This is a genomic window from Citrobacter sp. GW821-FHT02E08 (assembly GCF_059421685.1).
Window position 1 is genome coordinate 250493 of record NZ_JBWKVL010000004.1, and the last position, 23303, is coordinate 273795.

Annotated in this window: 23 protein-coding genes and 1 pseudogene; 13 read left to right on the forward strand and 11 right to left on the reverse strand. The window is 53.0% G+C overall.

The genetic code is table 11. From position 1 onward, the window contains the following. Nucleotides 1–215 precede the first annotated feature (215 nt). Together nhaB and dsbB are read left to right on the forward strand one after the other, a co-directional pair. Complete coding sequence (gene nhaB / locus AC07UY_RS07725) at nt 216–1757, forward strand: Na(+)/H(+) antiporter NhaB (RefSeq protein ID WP_203358085.1); 1542 nt, start codon at nt 216–218, stop codon at nt 1755–1757. A gap of 144 nt (nt 1758–1901) precedes the next feature. Next, nucleotides 1902–2432 (forward strand): disulfide bond formation protein DsbB, encoded by a 531-nt coding sequence (gene dsbB / locus AC07UY_RS07730; RefSeq protein WP_203358086.1) that lies wholly within the window; start codon nt 1902–1904, stop codon nt 2430–2432. Nucleotides 2433–2562: 130 nt separating this feature from the next. Here the strand turns inward: dsbB and AC07UY_RS07735 are convergent, their stop codons facing one another. Both AC07UY_RS07735 and AC07UY_RS07740 read right to left on the reverse strand, forming a co-directional pair. Then, nucleotides 2563–2808 (reverse strand): hypothetical protein, encoded by a 246-nt coding sequence (locus AC07UY_RS07735; RefSeq protein WP_162383724.1) that lies wholly within the window; start codon nt 2806–2808, stop codon nt 2563–2565. Nucleotides 2809–2961: 153 nt separating this feature from the next. Continuing rightward, nucleotides 2962–3381, reverse strand: a complete 420-nt coding sequence (locus AC07UY_RS07740) for a hypothetical protein (RefSeq protein ID WP_494700991.1) — start codon at nt 3379–3381, stop codon at nt 2962–2964. Between the two features lie 328 nt (nt 3382–3709). Between AC07UY_RS07740 and AC07UY_RS07745 the strand changes: the two genes are divergently transcribed. After that, complete coding sequence (locus AC07UY_RS07745) at nt 3710–4069, forward strand: hypothetical protein (protein ID WP_203358088.1); 360 nt, start codon at nt 3710–3712, stop codon at nt 4067–4069. Between the two features lie 205 nt (nt 4070–4274). Here AC07UY_RS07745 and ycgN read toward each other — a convergent pair whose 3' ends face one another. The 3 genes from ycgN to AC07UY_RS07760 form a co-directional block, all read right to left on the reverse strand. Further along, a complete protein-coding gene (gene ycgN, locus AC07UY_RS07750) occupies nt 4275–4721 on the reverse strand; it encodes a cysteine cluster protein YcgN (protein ID WP_494700992.1) in 447 nt (148 codons plus the stop codon). A gap of 92 nt (nt 4722–4813) precedes the next feature. Continuing rightward, the gene (locus tag AC07UY_RS07755; RefSeq protein WP_203358090.1) at nt 4814–5473 is read right to left on the reverse strand and encodes a fumarylacetoacetate hydrolase family protein; all 660 of its coding nucleotides are present in this window, start codon (nt 5471–5473) and stop codon (nt 4814–4816) included. A gap of 69 nt (nt 5474–5542) precedes the next feature. Beyond that, on the reverse strand, nt 5543–5836 hold the full coding sequence (locus tag AC07UY_RS07760; protein ID WP_192611955.1) for a YcgL domain-containing protein: 294 nt from the start codon (nt 5834–5836) through the stop codon (nt 5543–5545). Between the two features lie 574 nt (nt 5837–6410). Between AC07UY_RS07760 and AC07UY_RS07765 the strand changes: the two are divergent. The 4 genes and pseudogenes from AC07UY_RS07765 to minE form a co-directional block, all read left to right on the forward strand. Next, nucleotides 6411–6647, forward strand: a pseudogene (locus tag AC07UY_RS07765) (tyrosine-type recombinase/integrase); the annotation flags it as partial. Nucleotides 6648–6825: 178 nt separating this feature from the next. Next, nucleotides 6826–7533, forward strand: a complete 708-nt coding sequence (minC, locus tag AC07UY_RS07770) for a septum site-determining protein MinC (RefSeq protein WP_494659906.1) — start codon at nt 6826–6828, stop codon at nt 7531–7533. 22 nt (nt 7534–7555) lie between these two features. Continuing rightward, nucleotides 7556–8368, forward strand: a complete 813-nt coding sequence (gene minD, locus AC07UY_RS07775) for a septum site-determining protein MinD (protein ID WP_192611953.1) — start codon at nt 7556–7558, stop codon at nt 8366–8368. Nucleotides 8369–8371: 3 nt separating this feature from the next. Continuing rightward, nucleotides 8372–8638, forward strand: coding sequence for a cell division topological specificity factor MinE (minE, locus tag AC07UY_RS07780; RefSeq protein WP_003859937.1), 267 nt, complete (start codon nt 8372–8374; stop codon nt 8636–8638). A gap of 91 nt (nt 8639–8729) precedes the next feature. On the opposite strand, the gene AC07UY_RS07785 is transcribed toward minE, so the two are convergent. Next, nucleotides 8730–9647 carry a LysR substrate-binding domain-containing protein gene (locus AC07UY_RS07785; RefSeq protein ID WP_192611952.1) on the reverse strand — a complete coding sequence of 306 codons (918 nt, stop codon included), beginning with the start codon at nt 9645–9647 and terminating at the stop codon, nt 8730–8732. Nucleotides 9648–9750: 103 nt separating this feature from the next. Between AC07UY_RS07785 and AC07UY_RS07790 the strand changes: the two genes are divergently transcribed. From AC07UY_RS07790 to AC07UY_RS07810, 5 genes are all read left to right on the forward strand, one after another. Continuing rightward, entirely contained in the window at nt 9751–10836 is a 1086-nt protein-coding gene (locus tag AC07UY_RS07790; protein ID WP_494659907.1) for a tartrate dehydrogenase, read from the forward strand. Between the two features lie 256 nt (nt 10837–11092). After that, a complete protein-coding gene (locus tag AC07UY_RS07795; RefSeq protein WP_494659908.1) occupies nt 11093–12706 on the forward strand; it encodes a BCCT family transporter in 1614 nt (537 codons plus the stop codon). A 49-nt stretch (nt 12707–12755) separates the two neighbouring features. Further along, nucleotides 12756–13880 carry a carnitine monooxygenase, oxygenase subunit YeaW gene (gene yeaW / locus AC07UY_RS07800; RefSeq protein WP_494659909.1) on the forward strand — a complete coding sequence of 375 codons (1125 nt, stop codon included), beginning with the start codon at nt 12756–12758 and terminating at the stop codon, nt 13878–13880. Nucleotides 13881–13898: 18 nt separating this feature from the next. Then, nucleotides 13899–15347: an NAD-dependent succinate-semialdehyde dehydrogenase gene (locus tag AC07UY_RS07805; protein WP_494659910.1), complete on the forward strand. Its 1449-nt coding sequence runs from the start codon at nt 13899–13901 to the stop codon at nt 15345–15347. 62 nt (nt 15348–15409) lie between these two features. Then, the gene (locus tag AC07UY_RS07810; RefSeq protein WP_494700993.1) at nt 15410–16375 is read left to right on the forward strand and encodes a PDR/VanB family oxidoreductase; all 966 of its coding nucleotides are present in this window, start codon (nt 15410–15412) and stop codon (nt 16373–16375) included. 47 nt (nt 16376–16422) lie between these two features. On the opposite strand, the gene rnd is transcribed toward AC07UY_RS07810, so the two are convergent. The 5 genes from rnd to yoaA form a co-directional block, all read right to left on the reverse strand. After that, the gene (gene rnd, locus AC07UY_RS07815; protein ID WP_494659986.1) at nt 16423–17538 is read right to left on the reverse strand and encodes a ribonuclease D; all 1116 of its coding nucleotides are present in this window, start codon (nt 17536–17538) and stop codon (nt 16423–16425) included. Between the two features lie 81 nt (nt 17539–17619). Beyond that, nucleotides 17620–19305, reverse strand: coding sequence for a long-chain-fatty-acid--CoA ligase FadD (gene fadD / locus AC07UY_RS07820; RefSeq protein WP_494659912.1), 1686 nt, complete (start codon nt 19303–19305; stop codon nt 17620–17622). A 204-nt stretch (nt 19306–19509) separates the two neighbouring features. After that, nucleotides 19510–20097 carry a Slp family lipoprotein gene (locus tag AC07UY_RS07825; RefSeq protein ID WP_494700994.1) on the reverse strand — a complete coding sequence of 196 codons (588 nt, stop codon included), beginning with the start codon at nt 20095–20097 and terminating at the stop codon, nt 19510–19512. A 56-nt stretch (nt 20098–20153) separates the two neighbouring features. After that, entirely contained in the window at nt 20154–20849 is a 696-nt protein-coding gene (tsaB, locus tag AC07UY_RS07830) for a tRNA (adenosine(37)-N6)-threonylcarbamoyltransferase complex dimerization subunit type 1 TsaB (RefSeq protein WP_203358099.1), read from the reverse strand. Nucleotides 20850–20906: 57 nt separating this feature from the next. Continuing rightward, nucleotides 20907–22817: a DNA repair helicase YoaA gene (yoaA, locus tag AC07UY_RS07835; RefSeq protein ID WP_494700995.1), complete on the reverse strand. Its 1911-nt coding sequence runs from the start codon at nt 22815–22817 to the stop codon at nt 20907–20909. Nucleotides 22818–22953: 136 nt separating this feature from the next. On the opposite strand from yoaA, the gene AC07UY_RS07840 reads away from it, so the two are divergent. Then, on the forward strand, nt 22954–23298 hold the full coding sequence (locus tag AC07UY_RS07840; RefSeq protein WP_203358101.1) for a RidA family protein: 345 nt from the start codon (nt 22954–22956) through the stop codon (nt 23296–23298). The last annotated feature ends 5 nt before the right edge of the window (nt 23299–23303 follow it).

Sequence of the window (23303 nt, forward strand, 5' to 3'; positions counted from 1 at the left end):
TCCATTACACAGCAAAACATAGTTGCACTCATCATACCAGACGGGTTTCATGGCTGATAGCGGACAAAATAAAGAAAAAAGGGATCAAGGCTTCATTTTCTGCATTTCCCGATTCCACACTCTTTGCAGAAGGACTTGCCTGCGCGCGCCCCTGCCCGTAAGCTTTGCGCCTTACATAAAAACGCCATTTCATAATTTACGGTAAGGGAAACTGCATGGAGATCTCCTGGGGGCGCGCATTGTGGCGCAACTTCTTAGGCCAGTCACCAGACTGGTATAAACTCGCACTCATTATCTTCTTAATCGTCAACCCACTGATATTTATCATCAACCCGTTTGTTGCTGGGTGGTTGTTGGTCGCTGAGTTTATTTTTACGCTGGCAATGGCGCTGAAATGCTACCCGCTGCTGCCCGGTGGATTACTGGCGATCGAAGCCGTAATCATCGGTATGACCAGCGCCTCACACGTCCGTGAAGAGATTGCCGCCAACCTTGAGGTACTGTTGCTGCTGATGTTCATGGTGGCGGGTATCTATTTTATGAAACAGCTTCTGCTGTTCATTTTTACCCGGTTGCTCCTCAACATCCGCTCCAAAACCATCCTGTCGCTTGCCTTTTGTCTTGCAGCAGCGTTCCTCTCTGCCTTCCTCGACGCCTTAACCGTGGTCGCCGTGGTGATCAGCGTTGCCGTCGGTTTTTACGGTATTTATCACCGCGTTGCCTCTGCGCGTGGAGAAGATAACGACCTGCTCGACGACAGCCACATCGACCAGCACTACAAAACCGTGCTGGAGCAGTTTCGCGGATTCTTGCGCAGTTTGATGATGCACGCTGGCGTGGGCACCGCATTAGGCGGCGTGATGACCATGGTGGGCGAACCGCAAAACCTGATCATCGCCAAAGCCGCAGGCTGGCATTTTGGCGACTTCTTCCTGCGCATGTCGCCCGTAACCGTACCGGTACTCTTTTGCGGCTTATTAACCTGCGCACTGGTAGAGAAAATGCGCTGGTTTGGCTACGGCGAAACCTTGCCAGAAAAAGTGCGCGGCATCCTGCAAGAGTTTGACGATCAAAGTCGCAAGCAACGTACTCGTCAGGATAAGCTCAACCTGATTGTACAAACCATTATCGGTATCTGGCTGGTTATCGCACTGGCGTTGCATCTGGCGGAAGTGGGATTAATTGGTCTGTCGGTCATTATCCTGGCGACTTCGCTGACTGGCGTCACCGATGAACATGCCATTGGTAAAGCGTTCACCGAGTCGCTGCCGTTTACCGCACTGCTGACCGTGTTCTTTGCGGTGGTCGCGGTCATTATCGATCAGCACCTATTCGCCCCGATCATTCAGTTCGTTTTACAGGCGCCTGAGCATACGCAATTAAGGCTGTTCTATCTGTTCAACGGTCTGCTCTCTTCTATTTCCGATAACGTCTTTGTGGGAACGATTTATATCAACGAAGCCAAAGCGGCAATGGAAAGTGGCATTGTTAGCTTAAATCAGTATGAGTTGCTGGCCGTCGCCATCAATACCGGCACCAACCTGCCTTCTGTTGCGACACCGAATGGCCAGGCGGCATTTTTATTCCTGCTGACCTCGGCACTGGCTCCCCTCATTCGTCTTTCCTATGGCCGGATGGTCTGGATGGCGCTGCCGTATACGATAGTACTGACCCTGGTCGGTTTATTCTGCATTGAATATACCCTAACGCCAGTAACAGAATGGATGACGCAATTAGGCTGGCTGGCTACACTTTAATAACAATAAACCGAGCAAATCACTGCTCGGTTTCACTTTTTGCATGATAATTATCCAATTACACTTTATTTCATTTTCCGCTAGTGGCGTGAAAATTGAATTGGTTTACACTGCCGACTCTACGCATGTTGCAGGGAAATTATTATGTTACGATTTTTGAACCAGTGCTCACGGGGTCGGGGCGCATGGTTATTGATGGCGTTAACCGCACTGGCGCTTGAAATGGTGGCGCTGTGGTTCCAGCATGTCATGCTGCTTAAACCTTGCGTCCTGTGCATTTATGAACGTTGCGCGTTATTCGGCATTATGGGTGCGGGTCTGGTTGGCGCGATTGCGCCGAAAACACCGTTACGCTATGTGGCACTGGTGATTTGGATTTACAGCGCATGGCGCGGCCTGCAGCTGGCGTATGAACACACCATGATCCAACTTCATCCTTCGCCATTCATGACCTGTGATTTTATGGCGCGTTTCCCGAGCTGGCTGCCTCTGGACAAATGGCTGCCGCAGGTGTTCGTCGCTTATGGTGATTGCGCACAGCGTCAGTGGGAGTTTTTGACGCTGGAAATGCCGCAGTGGCTATTGGGGATTTTTGCCGCGTATCTCGTCGTGGCCGTTCTGGTGGTCATTGCCCAGCCGTTTAAGCCTAAAAAGCGCGATCTGTTCGGTCGATAACCTAAGACGCTCTTGTGGAGCGCTGAGTGTGATGACAACGAACATCATCTCAGAATCAGCGATTAACGCTAAAACAGACTGGGCAAGATAAGATTCAACCCGACTAACGTCGGGTTTTCTTGCACATCACTTAGTACTTGATATCACGAGCCTGATCGCGCCCTTCCTGTTTATTCTGGCGATGATCCTGGCGGCAATCAGCATTACCGACAACACCATTACGGCATTCCTGCTTAATTTCACGGGATTCCTGACGCGTATCCTGGCGAACTTCCCTGGCATCACGGCGCTCACCAGCCTGCTGGGTTTCAGCCTGCGCGGGAACAATGGTCATCAGGGACGTGGCAGCCAGCAGCATCAACGCAAACTTCTTCATTATCAACCCTCTAAATATTCATCACGCCTCTACGACGTCCTAAAATTATAGGTTTAAGACATATTTTTTGCTTGATGGAAAGTGCTGGCTTTTGCCGTTTTTCTCTTACCTCTTCAATCCTCTATGAAAATAAATTGCCACAAAATATAACCATTAAAACCGGCCATTTTTGGGCCGCAGATGGCCCTGTACGATAAGGTAAACACTGGTGATTAAAAGCAATCCAGCAACGGCTATCATCCAGTAAATTTCATTTGGGGCAGGACTGAAGATGAGATTGCCGTCTGCATCATCCGGATAGTTGAGCAGTGACCCGATACCGGCAATCACCTGAATGGCGCTGGCGCACAATAACGCCACTCTGGCCCCTGCAAAGCGGGCCAGGATGGTCGCGGCCAAACCGGCGGTGGTCAGCAGCCAACCGCCTAAGCACATCAGGACCAAAAACATTCCGCCAAATAATGTCCCTCCCACCTCTCGCGGTGTTATCAGCAGGATACCGAAAAATGACTGAACTCCGAGCAGAGTAAGTGCCGCTATTCCGCAGAATACGTAATAGATCAGGTGATTCATTGCGCCTCATTAAACAATTAATAATGACCTTATTATACGGGCTAACGGGTAAGCGAAAATACCTTTTACTTCAGGCACTCACGGTGCCCATTCGGGTTTATTAAGGCCCGGCAGCAGTAAAAAATGAGAGTACGTAGAGTGACCGATTGGGAGGAAGTTGCCGATCGTGCTGTGCTGCCTTGACCCACGTGCATTGCTGGGCAATCATCGGCAAATCTCCACGCGTACCGCTGTTTGAGAACAACAGAGGTACGCGTTTTTATTTATCTATGATGTCTGTTTGAACAGGCTCATGCGCTATGCATGAGCCCATTATTTGAGGTTATTAATGAAAAATACTGCACTGCTGCTCTCCCTACTGATGACAGCGCCTGCCCTGGCAGACGTCAGCATCAATTCCGATGGTATTCGGGTCAGTATGGATCGAGAAGACGAGATCAATGAGTGGAAAAATAAGCACAAGAATGAGTGCTCATCAGTCACCATCGGCGGCGTCAAAGTGACCAGCGACGGTTGTAGCGACGGCAAGAACAAAGAGAACCGCAGCGTCCACGGCGACAACAACCCTGGCAAGGGGCACGACAAAAACAAGAACAAATATGATGACGATGATGACTATAACGTCAAGGTCGAGCACTATGATGCTGACTCCACAAAAGGCAAAGGCAAGAGTAAGCAAAACAAATAAAATCTATTCGCTCAGATGAACTGACAGCTGCTGGTTATTAACCCGTGACCCGTCGCTCCTCGCCCAATGCGGGCGGGGAGTCGTTACGGTGAGAAAATCATATCAATCGGAATACGCTGACGCGTGCTGGGCATTAATGCCTGAGCCAACCAAATTTTATTGCTGCATAAAACGAGCAGGCAATAACGTGTTTTATTTCAACGACTCACTGCGCCCATTCGGGTTTATTGAGGATATGATCCTGCCAGTCCAAGACTTCGGACTCTTTCACCGCAATATGGCGCACAGAAATACGCTCACCGTGCATGGCGGATTTTGAACCGGTCACCAGTGGGTGCCAGTCTGGTAGCCCCTTCCCTTCGGCCAATAACCGATAGGCGCAGGTCATCGGCAACCATTCAAAGGTCGGAAGATTATCGCGGGTAAGTTTGATGCAATCGGGTTCGTACTCGAAACGACGTTCGTAGTTACGACACTGGCAGGTTTTGATGTTTAGCTGACGGCAGGCGACGTTGGTGAAATAAATTTCATCGGTGTCTTCATCCATTAATTTATGCAGGCAGCATTGACCACAGCCATCGCATAACGACTCCCACTCAGCATCGGTCATGTCGTCCAGGGATTTACGTTGCCAGAAAGGTAAGTCGTTCATTCGGGTATCCGCCATTGCAATAAAGCTGCACCTTATAACCAGTCTGGCAGGCTGATGCAAGTTTTGCCGCCCAAAAAGGCGGCAAGCAGAGATTACAACACCCGGGTGGTCAGCGTTTGACCATTAAAACTGACGGTCAGTTCATCACCACTGTGTAGCGGACCCACCCCTTCCGGCGTGCCGGTCAGCACCACATCACCGGCTTTCAGCGTGAAAAATTTACTCATATAGGCAATCAGCGGAATAATCGGGTGGATCATATCCGCCGTCGTGCCGTGCTGACGCATTTCGCCGTTAATGCTCAGGCTGAGCATGGTGTTCTGCGGGTCATCCTTAAACTCGGCCACCGGAATAAAGCCGGACAGCGGGCATGAGTTATCAAATCCCTTCGCTTTCTCCCAGGGTTGCCCGGCCTTTTTCATTTTTCCCTGAATATCACGCAACGTGAGATCAAGCGCCACACCGTAACCGGCAATGGCTTTACGCACATGATCTTCCGTTGCCTGCCGTAGCGTCGCGCCAATCAATACCGCCAGTTCGACTTCGTGATGTACAGACCCCATATTTGCAGGGATCGCCAGCGGCTGGCGTAAATCACACAATGCGGTTTCTGGTTTAATGAAAAGTACCGGTTCTTCCGGCGTCGCGCTGCCCATCTCCTTAATATGCTTTGCATAATTACTGCCTACGCAAACCACTTTACTCACTGGGTAATCAAGCAGAGCACCTTGCCAATTATGGTGTTGATACATTATTTTCCCCTAACGTAATCGTGGACTTCAGGAACTGCATCGACGAGGCATGACGCGGCCGGATACAGTTTAACGTTTAGCGTCTGATTTATTTTCTCCGGCTACCGAAAGATGCTGTTTCAGTAAATTTTCCGGCGGCGGCGGCAGTTGTAAATAATAGCCCTGTTCAGCAAGCGCCTGTTTTACTTTATCAAGATCGGCGTTAGCGAGTTTTTTACGCCCATCGAGAGGCAGGATCATCGCAAGCTGGGGCTGACCGAATCCCTTCAGCAGTTCTTCAGGAACCCGTGAGAAATCGTCTTTTTTTTCGACATATAAATAGGTCTGGTCACGCTTAGTACTTCTGTAGATCACACAAAACATACATTTACTCTTTTTAATGCGTAATTTCGACATACGCTAACATCAATCAAACCCGCCCCACAAGCCAGCTGCCTCAGTTTTGAGGTGCAGATTTTCGCATCCCGTCACTATTTTTATCTGTCCTGTGGCACAAACCTGTCACATTCCTTTGAAGAGGATCGTCATCGTCCGGAAGTGACACCGAACCTGGTGGTTGCGATTGCATCTCCCCTCCCCACGGACTCATACCAGACAGGTGGCATTGACTCGTGTTCTGAATGATGTTTTTTCACTTCATGCGCTTTCATAATTGCATGTGTGATTGCATTGCTTGCCAGTATAGCTTCTGCTGGTTTTCACACTGGCGGAGCTGCATGTGGCACATGAACACCTCAATCTCACTTCCTTGTGTCTACCTATGGCAGCCGCCAGAATCGCATCCACCGTAAACGCCGCGCTGTCGGGTTTCCATGTCGGCGATAGTGGTTCGTTCACCTGCCGCGTTGAATCTGGTGACTAGGTTATCGGCTTTGTGTTTGAACTGGCCGTAAGTTGCCTATGATGACTTTCAGTCAGGCAACGAAAAAAAGCAAAGATCTCCTACTTCCGTTTTAATGACCTGAGGCACGCCTGGGTAAATTGGCATGTTCAGAACGGAACCCCGTTAGTGATGTTAAAAGAAATGGGCGGATGGTAAACACTGGAAATGGTGAAAAAATACACTTCCCTGGGTGGGGAACATTTAAACAAATTCGTAGGTTCCGTCACGTTTTTGGCACATGAAAATGAGCTTGATATGAGAAGGGAATTGAAAAATGCAGCATCACATTGACAGATAAAGGTTTTTTTGAAAAACGGTGAGTTAACTCTATTTAAGATAAGTAGACTTTTATTATGAATTAACGGGATGGTGACTTGCCTCAATATAATACTGACTATAACATGCCTTCTGGACTTCGGAATATCACTCCGCACTGGAGATGATAAATAGCAAATTGAGTAAGGCCAGGATGTCAAACACGCCAATCGAGCTTAAAGGCAGTAGCTTCACCTTATCAGTGGTTCATTTGCATGAAGCAGAACCCGAGGTTATTCGTCAGGCGTTAGAAGACAAAATCGCGCAGGCACCTGCTTTTTTAAAACATGCTCCTGTCGTGGTTAATGTCAGCGGTCTTGAAAGCCCGGTAAACTGGCCGGTTCTACAAAAGGTCGTTGCGTCCACCGGTCTGCGTATTGTCGGGGTTAGCGGATGCAAAGACGCCCGACTGAAAGCGGAAATCGACGAGATGGGCCTCCCTTTACTGACCGAGGGTAAAGAGAAAGTGGTTCGTTCCGCTCCCGTTGAAGTCGCTGCGCCCGTTCCCCCACCGCAAAACGTTACTCCTATCACAAAAACGCGATTAATTGATGTACCGGTTCGTTCCGGCCAGCGTATTTATGCTCCACAATGTGATCTGATTGTTACAAGTCACGTCAGTGCTGGCGCGGAGTTGATTGCCGACGGCAATATTCACGTTTACGGTATGATGAGAGGCCGCGCGCTGGCAGGCGCAAACGGCGATCGGGAAGCGCAAATTTTTTGTACGCATCTGACGGCAGAACTGGTGTCTATCGCAGGTGTTTATTGGCTGAGTGATAAAATCCCAGCAGAATTTTATGGCAAAGCGGCACGTCTGCAACTGGCAGAGAACGCTTTGACAGTTCAACCGTTGAATTGATCCCTTTTAACAAGGAATTTCTATGGCACGCATTATTGTTGTTACTTCGGGTAAAGGGGGCGTTGGCAAGACCACCTCCAGCGCGGCCATCGCTACAGGTTTGGCCCAGAAGGGAAAGAAAACTGTCGTTATTGATTTTGATATCGGCCTGCGTAACCTCGACCTGATCATGGGATGTGAACGTCGCGTCGTTTACGATTTCGTGAACGTGATTCAGGGCGATGCGTCACTCAATCAGGCGTTAATCAAAGATAAACGTACTGAAAATCTCTTCATTCTTCCGGCATCACAAACCCGCGATAAAGATGCACTGACCCGTGAAGGCGTCGCGAAAGTGCTTGATGATCTGAAAACGATGGATTTCGATTTCATCGTCTGCGACTCTCCGGCAGGTATTGAAACCGGCGCGCTGATGGCGCTCTATTTTGCCGATGAAGCGATTATCACCACCAACCCGGAAGTCTCCTCGGTACGTGACTCTGACCGTATTCTGGGCATTCTGGCCTCAAAATCACGTCGTGCAGAGAATGGTGAAGATCCAATCAAAGAACACCTGCTGTTAACGCGCTACAACCCAGGCCGCGTCAACAAAGGCGATATGCTCAGCATGGAAGACGTGCTTGAGATCCTGCGTATCAAACTGGTGGGCGTCATCCCGGAAGACCAATCCGTATTACGTGCATCTAACCAGGGCGAGCCGGTCATCCTCGATATCAACGCGGATGCAGGCAAAGCGTATGCAGATACTGTGGAACGTCTGTTGGGAGAAGATCGTCCTTTCCGCTTCATTGAAGAAGAGAAGAAAGGTTTCCTCAAACGCCTGTTCGGAGGATAAGTTATGGCATTACTGGATTTTTTTCTCTCGCGGAAAAAGAGTACAGCTAACATCGCAAAAGAGCGACTGCAAATTATTGTCGCGGAGCGCCGTCGCAGTGACGCCGAGCCGCATTATTTACCGCAGCTGAGAAAGGATATTCTCGAGGTTATCTGCAAATATGTGCAAATAGATCCGGAAATGGTCACCGTGCAGCTTGAACAAAAAGACGGCGATATTTCTATCCTCGAACTTAACGTGACGTTACCAGAAGCAGAAGAGTCCCGATAACGTTCTGCACAAATAGCGCATGTATTATAGAAGGCAGATAATTCTGCCTTTTTTATTTTCGATGGCTGGGCAAAAACTCAGCGTGTCACGTTTATTCCAGTTTAAACTTTGGATAACGCTCCTGAAAATAACCGCGTAAAAACTCAACCGTAATACGGATTTTTGCCGAAGTCGCAAGACGAGAAACATAAACTGCCCAGATATTGGCGGGCTGATAATACTCCGGCAGCACGTGTACCAGATGACCACTGGCAATGTTGTCGCACACATCCCACCATGAGCGTAGCGCAATCCCCTGCCCATCCAGACACCACTGATGCACAATCTCGCCGTGGTTGGATGACAACGCGCCAGTCACTTTGATCGAGTGGACGCCCTCTTTGTTACGCAATTGCCAAATGCCAAACGGATGGTCACGCTCCTTAATGACCAGACATGGATATGTTGCCAGCTCAGAAAGTTGTTTCGGCGTACCGTGCTGCGTCAGAAATTCTGGCGATGCGCATAAAACGCGATAGTTGGTGGCCAGTTTGCGGGCAATCAAATTCGGTGCAATATCATCCCCGATACGAATGTCGAGATCGACCCCTTCATTGACCAGATCCACCAGCCGGTCTTCAACGTCAAAGCGCACTTCCAGTTGCGGATACTGTTTTGCCAGGGCGGAGAGTGCCGGGGCGACAACCCGACGCCCAAAACCAAAACTGCTGATTACCCGTAGCATGCCCTGCGGTACCTGCCGCACGTCGGACAGTTCATCCATCATCTGATCCACATCCTGCAAAATGCGCTGCGCCCATTCGTAGATGCGCTCCCCCTCTTCGGTGATGGTGACCCGCCGGGTGGTTCGGTGCAATAACACAACGTTCAGCGTCTGTTCCAGCAGCGCGACACGCTTGCTGATAAATGCAGGGGAAACGCCCAACTCTTCCGCCACGGCGGCAAATCCGGCACGACGGGCAACCAGCATAAAGACGCGTAAATCATTCAGCAGCGGCAGATTATTCATGATCTGTGTTTTATGTTTCACCAGTTAGGGGGATTAACTATCAATCAGTCAATTATAGGATAAAGGGGAAGTCAATTTTGGTTGCTGATAAGTGAGAGCTGGTATGAAGAAAACCTATCGTATTGCCGCTATTCCCGGGGACGGTATTGGGAAAGAAGTTCTGCCTGAAGGTATTCGTGTCTTGCAGGCCGCCGCTGAGCGCTGGGACTTGTCCCTGAGCTTTGAGCCGATCGAATGGGCCAGCTGTGAGTACTATACCCATCACGGAAAGATGATGCCTGATGACTGGCACGAGCAACTTAAGTCCTATGATGCCATCTATTTTGGCGCCGTCGGCTGGCCGGAAACGGTGCCTGACCACGTCTCATTGTGGGGCTCACTGCTGAAATTCCGCCGCGAGTTTGATCAGTACGTCAACCTGCGCCCGGTACGTCTCTTCCCGGGGGTTCCGTGTCCGCTGGCCGGAAAACAGGCGGGTGATATTGATTTTTACGTGGTGCGCGAAAATACCGAAGGCGAATACTCTTCGCTGGGCGGACGCGTCAACGCCGGGACCGAGCATGAACTGGTTATCCAGGAGTCCGTGTTTACCCGTCGCGGCGTGGATCGCATTCTGCGTTACGCCTTTGAGCTGGCGCAAAGTCGCCCACGCAAAACACTCACCTCTGCCACCAAATCTAACGGTCTTGCCATCAGCATGCCGTACTGGGATGAACGTGTTGAGGCGATGGCCACGCAATACCCGCAGATCCGCTGGGATAAGCAGCACATCGATGTACTGTGCGCCCGCTTCGTTTTACAGCCAGAACGCTTTGACGTGGTGGTCGCCTCTAACCTGTTCGGCGACATCCTGTCCGATCTGGGTCCGGCCTGTACCGGAACCATCGGCATTGCGCCCTCTGCCAACCTCAATCCTGAGCGCACTTTCCCGTCACTGTTCGAGCCGGTACACGGCTCAGCGCCGGACATCTACGGTAAAAACATCGCCAACCCCATTGCGACCATTTGGGCTGGCGCCATGATGCTGGATTTCCTCGGTAATGGTGATGAGCGTTTCCATAATGCACACAATGCCATTCTGGCGGCCATTGAGCAGGTGATTGCCAGCGGGCCTAAAACGCCCGATATGAAAGGCGTTGCCTCCACGCAACAGGTGGGTGATACCATTTGTCAGGCTATCCTGCGTTGAGGTCAAACCACAGAATAAGAGCCGCGTCACTGACGCGGCTTTTTTTATTCATTCTCCCCGGTAAATTCCTGCGCCATTTCACCTTTTATTATTTCCGTTCCGTGTTTTATTGCTTCACGCATCCGCTAATTGTTTAATTCATGTAACAACTAAATAATTAAATCGTTAATACAGCAGTAACAAGTCTTGACCCTACAGCGTGATTACAACAACAGGCCAATGCCAAATACGGGCGACGACGCCCAGGAGATCACCCATGTTGAGCAATGTAAAAAAGAAAAAAGATGTGCCGCTGATCGCCATCAGCTTACTGGCCATCCTTTTTATCGCAGCAACATTAAGCCTCTTCCCCCAGCAGTCTGCGCAAGCAGCAAACACCATTTTTAACGGCGTTACCCGGATGCTCGGTTCCGCTGTTCAGGTCCTGGTGCTATTGGCAATGGGACTGGTCATTTATCTGGCGACCAGTAAATACGGCAATATTCGCCTGGGGGAGGGAAAACCGGAGTACAGTACCCTGTCCTGGTTATTTATGTTTATCTGCGCCGGATTGGGTTCTTCCACGCTCTACTGGGGCGTTGCGGAATGGGCGTATTACTACCAGACTCCGGGTCTGAATATCGCGCCGAACTCGCAAAAAGCCCTCGAATTTAGCATCCCCTACTCCTTCTTCCACTGGGGGATCAGCGCGTGGGCAACCTATACCCTGGCCTCATTAATCATGGCCTACCATTTCCATGTGCGTAAAAATAAAGGATTAAGCCTCTCGGGGATTATTGCCGCCATCACCGGCGTGCATCCGCAAGGCGTCTGGGGCCGTCTGGTCGACCTGATGTTCCTGATCGCCACCGTCGGCGCATTGACCATCTCTCTGGTCGTCACCGCGGCCACCTTTACTCGCGGGTTGTCTGCGCTGACCGGATTACCGGATAACTTCACGGTGCAGGCCTTCGTTATCCTGCTTTCCGGCGGAATTTTCTGCCTTAGCTCCTGGATTGGCATCAACAATGGCCTGCAACGCCTGAGCAAAATGGTCGGTTGGGGCGCGTTTCTGCTGCCGCTGCTGGTGCTCATCGTTGGCCCAACCGAGTTTATTACCAACAGCATCATCAACGCCATTGGCCTGACCACGCAGAATTTCCTGCAAATGAGTCTGTTCACTGACCCGCTTGGCGACGGTTCATTTACCCGCAACTGGACCGTGTTTTACTGGCTGTGGTGGATCTCTTATACCCCAGGCGTGGCGATGTTCGTTACTCGCGTGTCGCGCGGTCGTAAGATTAAAGAAGTCATCTGGGCGCTGATCCTCGGCAGCACCGTCGGCTGCTGGTTCTTCTTCGGCGTGATGGAAAGTTATGCCATCCATCAGTTTATTAACGGTGTGATCAACGTTCCGCAGATTATGCAAACGCTGGGTGGCGAAACCGCCGTGCAGCAAGTATTGATGTCGCTCCCGGCCGGTAAGCTGTTCCTGGCGGCGTATCTGGCGGTGATGATTATTTTCCTCGCCTCCCACATGGATGCGGTGGCCTATACCATGGCGGCGACCAGCACGCGAAACCTGCAGGAAGGTGAAGATCCTGAGCGTGGACTGCGTCTCTTCTGGTGTGTGGTTATTACCCTGATTCCGCTGTCGATTTTGTTTACCGGCGCCTCGCTGGAAACAATGAAAACTACCGTGGTACTGACAGCGCTTCCGTTCCTCGCCATCTTACTGGTGAAGGTCTTTGGCTTTATTCGCTGGTTAAAGCAGGACTATGCCCACGTCCCTGCCCATCAAATTGAAAGCAGTCTTCCCGAAACGCAGGAGCGCGCGCCCGTATCAACGCCCACGCTGCCCGCCGGGACAATACTCAAAGGCGACCACTGAGCGCCACGAGCCAACATCCTCTTACTGACAAAAAATAAAAGGTAACCCTATGAGCAATCTGAGCCCTGAATTTGTTTTGCCTGACAACTTTTGTGCAAACCCACAGGATGCCTGGACCATTCCGGCACGCTTTTACACTAACCAGCAGGCATTCGAACATGAAAAAGAGAACGTGTTTGCCAATAGCTGGATTTGCGTCGCGCACAGCAGCGAACTGGCGAAGCCGAATGATTATGTGACCCGTGAGATCATCGGTGAAAATATCGTCCTGGTGCGCGGTCGCGACAATATTCTGCGCGCCTTCTATAACGTCTGCCCGCATCGCGGTCATCAGTTACTGAGCGGCGAAGGGAAAGCGAAAAACGTGATTACCTGCCCGTACCATGCCTGGGCTTTCAAGCTGGATGGCAATCTCGCTCACGCCCGTAACTGTGAAAACGTCGCCAATTTCGACAGTGAAAAGGCCCACCTCACCCCGGTTCGCCTTGAAGAGTACGCCGGTTTTGTCTTTATCAACATGGACCCTAATGCGGCCAGCGTTGAGGAGCAGTTACCGGGGCTGGCGGCAAAAGTGGTGGAGGCGTGCCCGGAGGTTCATGACCTGAAACTCGCGGCCCGTTTTACCACCCGCACCCCGGCAAACTGGAAGAATATCGTCGACAACTATCTGGAATGCTACCACTGTGGCCCGGCACACCCTGGCTTCTCTGATTCCGTACAGGTGGATCGCTACTGGCATACCATGCATGGAAACTGGACGCTGCAGTACGGTTTTGCCAAACCGTCTGAGCAGTCATTCAAATTTGAAGAGGGTGTGGATGCCGCCTTCCACGGTTTCTGGCTGTGGCCCTGCACCATGCTCAATGTCACCCCTATCAAGGGGATGATGACCGTTATCTATGAATTCCCGGTTGATGCGGAAACCACCCTGCAAAACTACGATATCTACTTTACCAACGAAGAATTAACGGATGAGCAGAAGTCGCTGATCGAATGGTATCGCGACGTGTTCCGCCCGGAAGATTTACGTCTGGTCGAAAGCGTACAAAAAGGGCTGAAATCACGCGGCTATCGCGGTCAGGGGCGCATTATGGCGGATACCAGCGGGAGCGGAATTTCCGAGCACGGTATCGCCCATTTCCATAATCTGGTCGCCCAGGTGTTCCAGAATTAATTGTACAGGGAGAGAGCCATGTCCGTATTTCAGTCTTCACTTTTTCGTCAACAAGCGTTCATTGCTGGCGTCTGGCGAGATGCCGATGATGACGCCACGCTGGCGGTGACGAACCCGGCAACGGGCGCGACGCTGGGAAAAATCCCCAATATGGGCGCAGAGGAAGCGCGTCAGGCGGTTGACGCCGCCTCGCAGGCATTACCGGCCTGGCGGGCGATGACTGCCGCTCAGCGTGGGATGTTACTCAAAGCCTGGCATCGTCTGATCCTCGACAACACCTCTGCGCTGGCGCAGATCATGACCGCCGAGCAAGGTAAGCCGCTGGCGGAGGCAGAGGGGGAAATTGCCTACGCCGCGTCGTTTATCGAATGGTTTGCCGAGCAGGGAAAACGCACCAACGGCGACGTTATCCCCTCCCCGTCCACCGATAAACGGTTGATGGTGATCCGCCAGGGAATTGGCGTCTGTGCCGCCATCACGCCGTGGAACTTCCCTGCGGCGATGATCACCCGCAAAGCCGGGCCTGCGCTCGCGGCAGGTTGTACGATGGTGCTCAAACCGGCGAATGAAACGCCATTCACCGCGCTGGCGCTGGCGGAACTGGCGCGACAGGCGGGGATCCCGTCCGGTGTTATCAATGTCGTGACCGGTAAGTCCCGCGATATCGGGGCGGTATTCACCGGTGATGAGCGCGTGCGCAAACTCTCCTTCACGGGGTCAACCGAAGTGGGCCGTGTCCTGATGCGCCAGTGTGCCGACAGCATTAAAAAGGTGTCGCTGGAGCTGGGCGGTAACGCGCCGTTTATCGTCTTTGAAGATGCCGACCTCGACAAAGCCGTGGAAGGCGCGCTGGTCGCCAAATTCCGTAATGCCGGGCAAACCTGCGTGTGCGTAAACCGCTTTTATATTCATCACGCCATTTACGACGCGTTTTGCGAGAAATTCGTCGCCAGGGTCGCGGCGCTGCGGGTGGGCGACGGCAGTCAGCCCGGCGTACAAACAGGACCGCTGATCAACAGTGATGCCGTGCAAAAAGTGCAGTCCCTGCTCGACGATGCGCTGACCCGTGGCGCCACGCTGTTAACCGGCGGCCAGCGTCATGCGGCAGGCGGCAATTTCTTTACCCCCACGGTGATAGGCAACGTGCAGCCAGGCTCTCAACTGTTGCAGGAAGAGATCTTTGGCCCGGTTGCCGCACTGGTGAAATTCGACGATGAACAGGATGTTATCCGTCAGGCTAATGACACCATTTATGGCCTGGCATCGTATTTCTACACCAATGACGCCGCGCGGATCTGGCGCGTTTCAGAACAGCTTGAGTACGGGATGGTGGGGATCAATACCGGACTCATCTCCAATGAAGTCGCGCCGTTTGGCGGCGTCAAACAGTCGGGGCTGGGGCGCGAAGGGTCAGAGTACGGGATCGAAGATTATCTGGAGATGAAATACCTCTGCCAGGGGCTGTAACGATGACAGGTCCCGACGCGGCCAATGCGCAGCGTCGGGCTGATTTTTAAGGGAGTGCTGCGATGTCCGAATATCAAATGCATCAGGTGCGGGTGAGTCAGGTTGAAACCCTCACCGCGCATGTAAAGCGTTTTACCTTGGTCGCTGCGTCGGGCGGCGCGTTACCCGCCTTCAGCGGCGGTAGTCATATTATTGTCCAAATGCGTGAGGGCAATCAGCTCTATAGCAATGCCTATTCGCTGATGAGTTCCCCGCTGGATACCTCTCACTGGCAAATTGCCGTGAGGCTGGAGGAAAACTCCAAAGGGGGATCCCGCTATCTGCATCAGCAGGTGAAACCCGGCGACACGCTCACCGTGTCCACCCCGAAGAATCTCTTCGCGCTCGCACCGCAGGCGAAAAAACATCTGCTGATCGCCGGGGGAATTGGGATCACCCCATTCCTCTCTCAGATACCCGAACTGGAACAGCGCCAGGCGCAGTGGCAGCTCCATTATTGTGCCCACAGCCAGGAGAGTTGCGCGTTTCACAGTGAGTTATCTCAGCACATCAATGCCTCCCGTATTCATCTGCACCTTTCGTCAGAAGGCACACGGTTGGAACTGGCGCGTCTGCTGGCGGATGTTGAACCGGGCACCCATATCTATACCTGCGGTCCGGCAGCACTTAACGACGCCGTAAGACGCGAGGCTGCCGCTCTCGGCATCGACAAAGATGCTCTGCATTTTGAACAATTTGCCGTTGAAGATAAGGTGGGCGATGTCTTTACCCTCGTGCTGGCCCGTTCGGGACGCGAATTTGTGGTCCCCGAAGAGATGACGATTTTGCAGGTGATCGAAAATAACAAAGCGGCGAAGGTGGAGTGTTTGTGCCGTGAAGGGGTGTGCGGCACATGTGAAACGGCGATTCTCGAAGGGGAAGCCGATCACCGGGATCAGTATTTCAGTGACGATGAAAAAGCCAGCCAGCAAAGTCTGCTCATCTGCTGCTCACGCGCCAAAGGTAAGCGACTGGTGCTGGACTTATGATCTCACGGCCGAATAACGGGAGCGCCTGGCTCCCGTTTTCGTCTGGTTTAGCGGGGATACTCTTGCAGCAGACGGTTGAGCTGTTCGGCCATCAGCTCCGCGCGCCATCCGGAAATCAGCTCCGGCAATGTCGCCTGCGGTTTTAGCTTCCAGTGCCAGTTGAGCAACTGGTTTATCTGGCGGCGGGAGGCGAGCAGCTCGGCGCTGAGATTATGCGCCGCACTGACGTCGGCAACCAGCGCCTTGATGGCTTTGAATGCCTTGCGGTAGCCCGGCATATCCATCAGATTCAGCAAGGGTTGCGGGAGGCTCTCTTCCGGGAGCGCCTGCGCTTGTGCCACCAGCGAAATCAGCGTCTTGCCGTGAAAACGAATTTCACTGCCGGAAAGCCCAAGACCGTCGAGTTCCCCCAGACTGCCTGGCATATAGCGGGCAACAGCCCACAGATGTTCTTCGCGCACCACAAAATTGACCGCCAGATCGCGCTCACGCGCTTTACGCAGTCGCCAGTCGGCCAATAATTGCAGGCAGGCCAGTTGACGGGTACGCAGCTGCCAGGCGTTGGTAATTTCACGCCAGGCGTCTTCAGGCGCGAGGATCTCCTGACGGCGTTGCTGCATCAAACGACACTCATCCAGCGCAGCTGGCAACCAACCACTCTCTTGCGTTTCCGCCATCAGCTTTGCGGTGATCGGTAATAGATACCAGACATCGGCCGCCGCATACTCACACTGGCGCTCCGTTAACGGTCTGGCCAGCCAGTCGGTACGGGATTCACTCTTGTCCAGCGCTACGCCGGTGAACTCTTCCACCATCGATGCAAATCCCCATGACAAGGGACGTCCGCAAAATGCGGCGAGGATTTGCGTGTCGATCAGCGGCTGCGGCAGTTCACCAAAGGTATTCAGAAACACTTCCAGATCTTCACTGCCCGCATGCAGATATTTGGTAATGGCGGTATCGCGTAAAATGGCGCGCAGTGGGGACCAGTCGGTGATCCCGTGCGGATCAATCAGCGCAACGTGTTCGCCATCAAACAGCTGGATAAGACCCAACTGCGGATAATAGGTGCGCGTGCGGACAAATTCAGTGTCCAGGGCAATGGCCTTAAACGCACGGACCGCTTCGCACAGGGTTGCCAGTGCGTCGTCCGTCGTGATCATTTGGTAATTCAAATCGTGTTCTCTTAGGTTTGCGCCAAAAAAAACGCCGGCTTAACCGGCGTCTGACGACTCATTTAAAGCTTATGCCTTATTGTCTACTTTGCCACGCGCTTCGTCACGTAATTCTCGTCGCAAAATTTTTCCGACGTTAGATTTTGGCAACTCGTCACGGAATTCCACCAGCTTAGGCACTTTGTAGCCCGTCAGATGGCGACGACAGAAAGTGACCAACGCCTCATCGGTGAGAGAAGCGTCTTTTTTCACCACAAAAATCTTCACCGCCTCGCCGCTGCTGCCGGATGGCACGCCCACCGCGGCCACTTCCTGAACGCCAGGATGCTGCATGACCACATCTTCAATCTCGTTCGGATAGACGTTGAAGCCGGAGACCAGAATCATGTCCTTTTTACGGTCAACGATGCGCAGGAAACCTTCTTCATCCATCACCGCGATATCACCGGTATGCAACCAGCCCCCTTTGACGATCTCATCCGTCGCGTCGGGACGCTGCCAGTAACCCAGCATCACCTGTGGGCCTTTGATGCACAGCTCGCCCGGCTCTCCCGGCGGCACTTCGTTGTCATCATCGTCCACCAGTTTGACCTCGGTGGAGGGAACCGGTAAGCCAATACTGCCGCTGTGATAGTCGATATCATGCGGGTTAACGCTCACCAGCGGCGAGCATTCGGTCAGCCCGTAACCTTCCAGCAGGTATTGCCCGGTCAGCTTCACCCAGCGCTCCGCTACGGCTTGCTGGACAGGCATTCCGCCACCTGCTGACAGATGCAAGGTAGAAAAGTCGAGCTGCTGGAACTCTTTGTTATTTAACAGGGCATTAAACAGCGTGTTCACGCCCGTCATGGCGGTGAACGGGTATTTCGCCAGCTCTTTAACCAGACCAGGGATATCACGCGGGTTGGTGATCAGCAGGTTTTGACCGCCCAGTTCAATGAACAGTAAGCAGTTCATGGTCAGGGCGAAGATGTGATACAGCGGCAGCGCGGTGACCACCAGCTCTTTACCCGGATGCAACAGCGGCCCGTAGGTAGCATTCACCTGCTCGAGGTTTGCCAGCATATTGCGGTGCGTCAGCATCGCCCCTTTCGCCACCCCAGTCGTGCCACCGGTATACTGCAGAAAAGCCAGATCTTCAGGCACCACCTCAGGCTTCACATATTGCATGCGATAGCCGTTCTGTAACGCGCTACGAAATGAAATCGCATCCGGCAGATGGTACTTCGGCACCAGACGCTTAATGTATTTCACTACGAAGTTAACCAGTGTGCCTTTCGCCGTCGAGAGCTGATCGCCCATACGGGTCAGGATCACGTGTTTTACGGCCGTTTTCTCAACCACTTTTTCCAGCGTATGGGCAAAGTTGGAGACAATCACGATGGCCGTCGCGCCACTGTCGTTGAGCTGATGCTCCAGTTCACGCGGTGTATACAGGGGATTGACGTTGACCACGATCATCCCGGCACGCAGGATACCAAACAGTGCGACAGGGTACTGCAACAGGTTCGGCATCATCAGCGCGACACGATCGCCCTTTTTAAGCCCGAGCCCCTGCTGCAAATACGCCGAAAATGCCCGGCTACGCTCTTCGAGTTTGCGGAAGGTCATCACCTCCCCCATATTGACGAACGCAGGCTGATCGGCGTAGCGCGCCGAAGCCTGTTCGAACAGTTCCACCAGGGATTGATAACGGTCAGGATTGATCTCCGCCGGGACATCTGCGGGATAACGGTTAAGCCAAACCTTCTTCAAAACATCACCTCTAAAATGCGTGTTCGTCGTCATCACAACCCCAGTAAATAAACAAGCCGTTAACATAATATTAACTCAGCGTACCAGTTTATTAATTACTCAACTGAAAGGTTGCGAAGCGCGTCACTATTTATTTTTCTTCTATCCGTATTAATGCAGAAACAGCGGACGAGCCGCTGTTTCTTTTATCGACAAAACAATGAGTTACTCTGTTACTATCGTCTGAACCTGGACGGGGCCGGGGTTATACCATCCGCCATAACCATAGCCGTAACCATAGTGTCTGGCGCGTGCACCGTAAAACCACGGATCAATCGGCTGAGGCGGCATCACAACCTGTTGCGTAACCCGCCAGCGCTTATAGCCCGTAACCTGCATCAGCATAAATTTATACGGGGTATTGCCGATTTTACCGTCGACAGTTCCGCTGATTGGGCCGACGACAGTAACCAGTTGACCACGAAAATCAACCGGGTCAAGGAACCCGTTCACGTCTGCCATAATGCGTCCGCGTGACACTTCGCCGAGCACCGGTCGCGCGCCGCTATCCAGAGACACCGTCGCGATCTCCAGACGGGTTTTCCCCTGCTGGTTTTGCACGTCCACCACTTTGCCGCCAAAACGCGCTTCCTGGCCGACATACAGTTGCGGCGCGTTCATCACCCGCGCCAGATCCTGTTGCGGCGTTGGACTCGACCCTTTGATAGCATCCGGAACGGTGACGCAGCCACTCAGCATAAGCGCAACGGCTGCCGCCAGCATTCCTTTAACAATCTGTCTGTGAACCGCCATAATGCGACTCCTTCTTCTCAGCGCATATCACTGCATCAGGCTAATACTACTGAGATTCATTCTTTACCGGGAAGTTTCTTCCACGCCACGTTGTTACGCAAATAAACCGGTTCGGCATGCTCAACGGCGACGGTTTTTCCTGCCGCCAGCATTTGGCTGGCTAACGGCAGCATATCTTCTGCCGCAGGCAGCAAGACGTCGCCATCACGCAGCGCCAGACCGCTCTCGTTTGCCAGTTCCGGCCATGCAGGCCAACCCGTGCCCACCGTGGCCCACTCGCCGGAAAGTTGCTTTAACCGTGCGAGTACAGCATCCGGTTTTAACACCGCTTCAGTATCTTCACCGTGCCATACGCCATTTTCGTCGCGCTGATATTCTGCCCAGTAGACTTCGCCCATTCGGGCGTCAATCGCCGCCAGAACGCGGGTGGCGCCGGTTTTACGCCAGGCGCCCTGCGCCATCGTTGCCAGCGTCGAGACACCGATCATCGGAAGAGAGGCCCCCAACGCCAGACCTTGCGCAATACCGATACCAATGCGCACGCCGGTAAAGCTCCCCGGCCCGCGGCCAAAGGCCAGCGCGTTGATTTCGGCAAGCGTTGTGCCGCTGGTTGCCAGGATATCCTGAACCATCGGCAAGATTCGTTGGGTGTGTTCTCGTGGGCAAAGCTCAAATTGAGCGTTGATATTACCGTCATTCCACAGGGCAACAGAACAGGCTTCTGTGGCGGTATCGATAGCCAGAATTCGCATGGGTCTTCGTGCTTAGATCAATAAAATGGCGCGTATCTTACCATACTCCGTAACAAATTACTTAACCGATGGGAGGGCAAGAAACCGGACGGCGCGAGCAATATCCCGGGTGCGCGGCGCAGGCGGGAGACTGGCCAGGAACGTCGCGCCATAGGGACGCATAACGAGTCGGTTATCACAAATCACCAGCACGCCACGGTCATCGGCATCACGGATCAGGCGCCCCACCCCCTGCTTCAGGGTGATAACCGCATCCGGTAACTGAACCTCATCGAAAGGATCGCCGCCGCGCAGTCGGCAGTCTTCCATTCGCGCTTTGAGCAACGGGTCATCCGGCGAGGTAAACGGCAGCTTGTCGATAATCACCAGCGACAAGGTATCGCCTCGCACATCAACGCCTTCCCAGAAACTGCTGGTCGCCACCAGCAGCGCGTTGCCCGCGCTAACAAACTGCTGCAGCAGTTGACCTTTGCTGGTTTCGCCTTGCAGCAGCACCGGTAACGTCATGGTGGCGCGGAACTGTTCGGCAAGGTCGCGCATCATGGCGTGCGAGGTACACAGCATAAAGCAGCGCCCGTTGTTCGCTTCAATGATGGGTCTTAGCATTGCGGCTAACTGGCGCGCCGCGCCGGGTTGGTTGGTCTGCGGCAGGTTTCGCGGCACTAACAGCAGCGCCTGCTGCGTGTAATCGAACGGACTGGGAAGCAGCATGGATTCTGCCTCTTCAATCCCCAGTCGCGCGGTAAAGTGGTGGAGATCGTCATTCACCGACAGGGTCGCTGAGGTAAAAATCCAGCTACCGGGTTTCTGCGCCATCACCTCTTTGAATTTATCCGCAACACTCAGCGGCGTCAGCGCCAGGGTAAAATGCCGTGACGTACATTCATACCAGTAGCTGTAGCCTGGCTGATTGATCTCTTTCAGGCGTTTGAGGCGGGTGCGGTATAACGTGGCCCGCTCAAAGGCGGCGTCTAACAGCGCCGAGCGCCCCAGAGAAAGTTTCGCGACGTCGTAACACAGTTCGAGCGTGTCATCGAGCAACAGAAAGGCCCGCTGGACGCGCGGATCGGCGAGAAGCTCGCGCAGGTTCCCACGGTAGCCTGGCTCCCCTAATTGCAAACGGAAATCTTGCGCACTCTGGGCAAGGCGGTCAGCGCATTTTTGCAGTTGTTGGGTGTCTTTGAGCTCGGTGCGATACGCAATCGTAAAATCTTTTGCCAGATCAAGCAGCTGTCGGCTGGAGAGTGACTGTCCAAAATACTGGCTTGCGATGTCGGGAAGTTGATGGGCTTCGTCGAAGATCATCACCTCGGCCTCGGGGATCAGTTCACCGAAACCGCTCTCTTTCACCACCATGTCAGCCAAAAAAAGATGGTGGTTGACCACCACGACATCGGCATCCATCGCTTTTTTACGCGCTTTGACCACAAAGCACTCTTTGTAGAGCGGGCAATCGCTGCCCAGACAGTTGTCGTTGGTGCTGGTGACCAGCGGCCAGGCCTGGGAGTCTTCCGCCACGCTAACGCAGGTACTGATGTCGCCATCAAGGGTTTGATTAGACCAGGAGCGCAGTAAGATGACGTCGCTCAAAATTTGCACCGGCAAGTCACCGCCGGCCAGCGCCTGCTGTTCAAGACGCTCCAGACACAAATAGTTTGAGCGCCCTTTCAGCAGCGCCAGTTTGCCGGTGAACTTCAGGGCGTTTGCCACGGTAGGGAGATCGCGACTGTAGAGCTGATCCTGCAACGCTTTCGAGCCCGTTGAAATAATCACTTTCTTTTTGGCGCGCAACGCAGGCGCGAGATAGGCGTAGGTTTTCCCTGTGCCTGTTCCGGCTTCGACGACCAGAGGGGCCGAAGTTTCAATCGCATGGGCCACGGCAACGGCCATTTGTCGCTGTGGTTCGCGCGGCTTAAAACCCGCTATCGCTTTCGCTAACTGACCGTCTACGGCAAAATCGTCCGACACACTACCCCCTGTTCATTTGAACAGGGATTATGTCAGGCCAGAGGATCTTTCGCCAGTTGAAGAGGTGACGACGGCATAACAATGTGGCAGTCTTGCCGCGTAAAAATGGAACCTTAACGCTAACGAGGAGTAATTGATGACTATTGTCCGTATTGATGCCGAAGACCGTTGGTCTGATGTCGTTATCCACAACAATACCCTGTACTACACCGGCGTACCTGAGAACCTGGACGCTGACGCCTTCGAGCAGACGGCCAATACCCTGGCGCAAATCGATGCCGTACTGGAAAAGCAAGGCAGCAATAAGGCGCGCATTCTGGATGCGACCATTTTTCTTACCGATAAAAGTGATTTCGCGGCGATGAACAAAGCCTGGGATGCCTGGGTTGTTGCCGGACATGCGCCTGTACGTTGCACGGTACAGGCTGGGTTAATGAACCCGAAATATAAGGTTGAGATTAAAATTATCGCTGCCGTCTAAGGTCG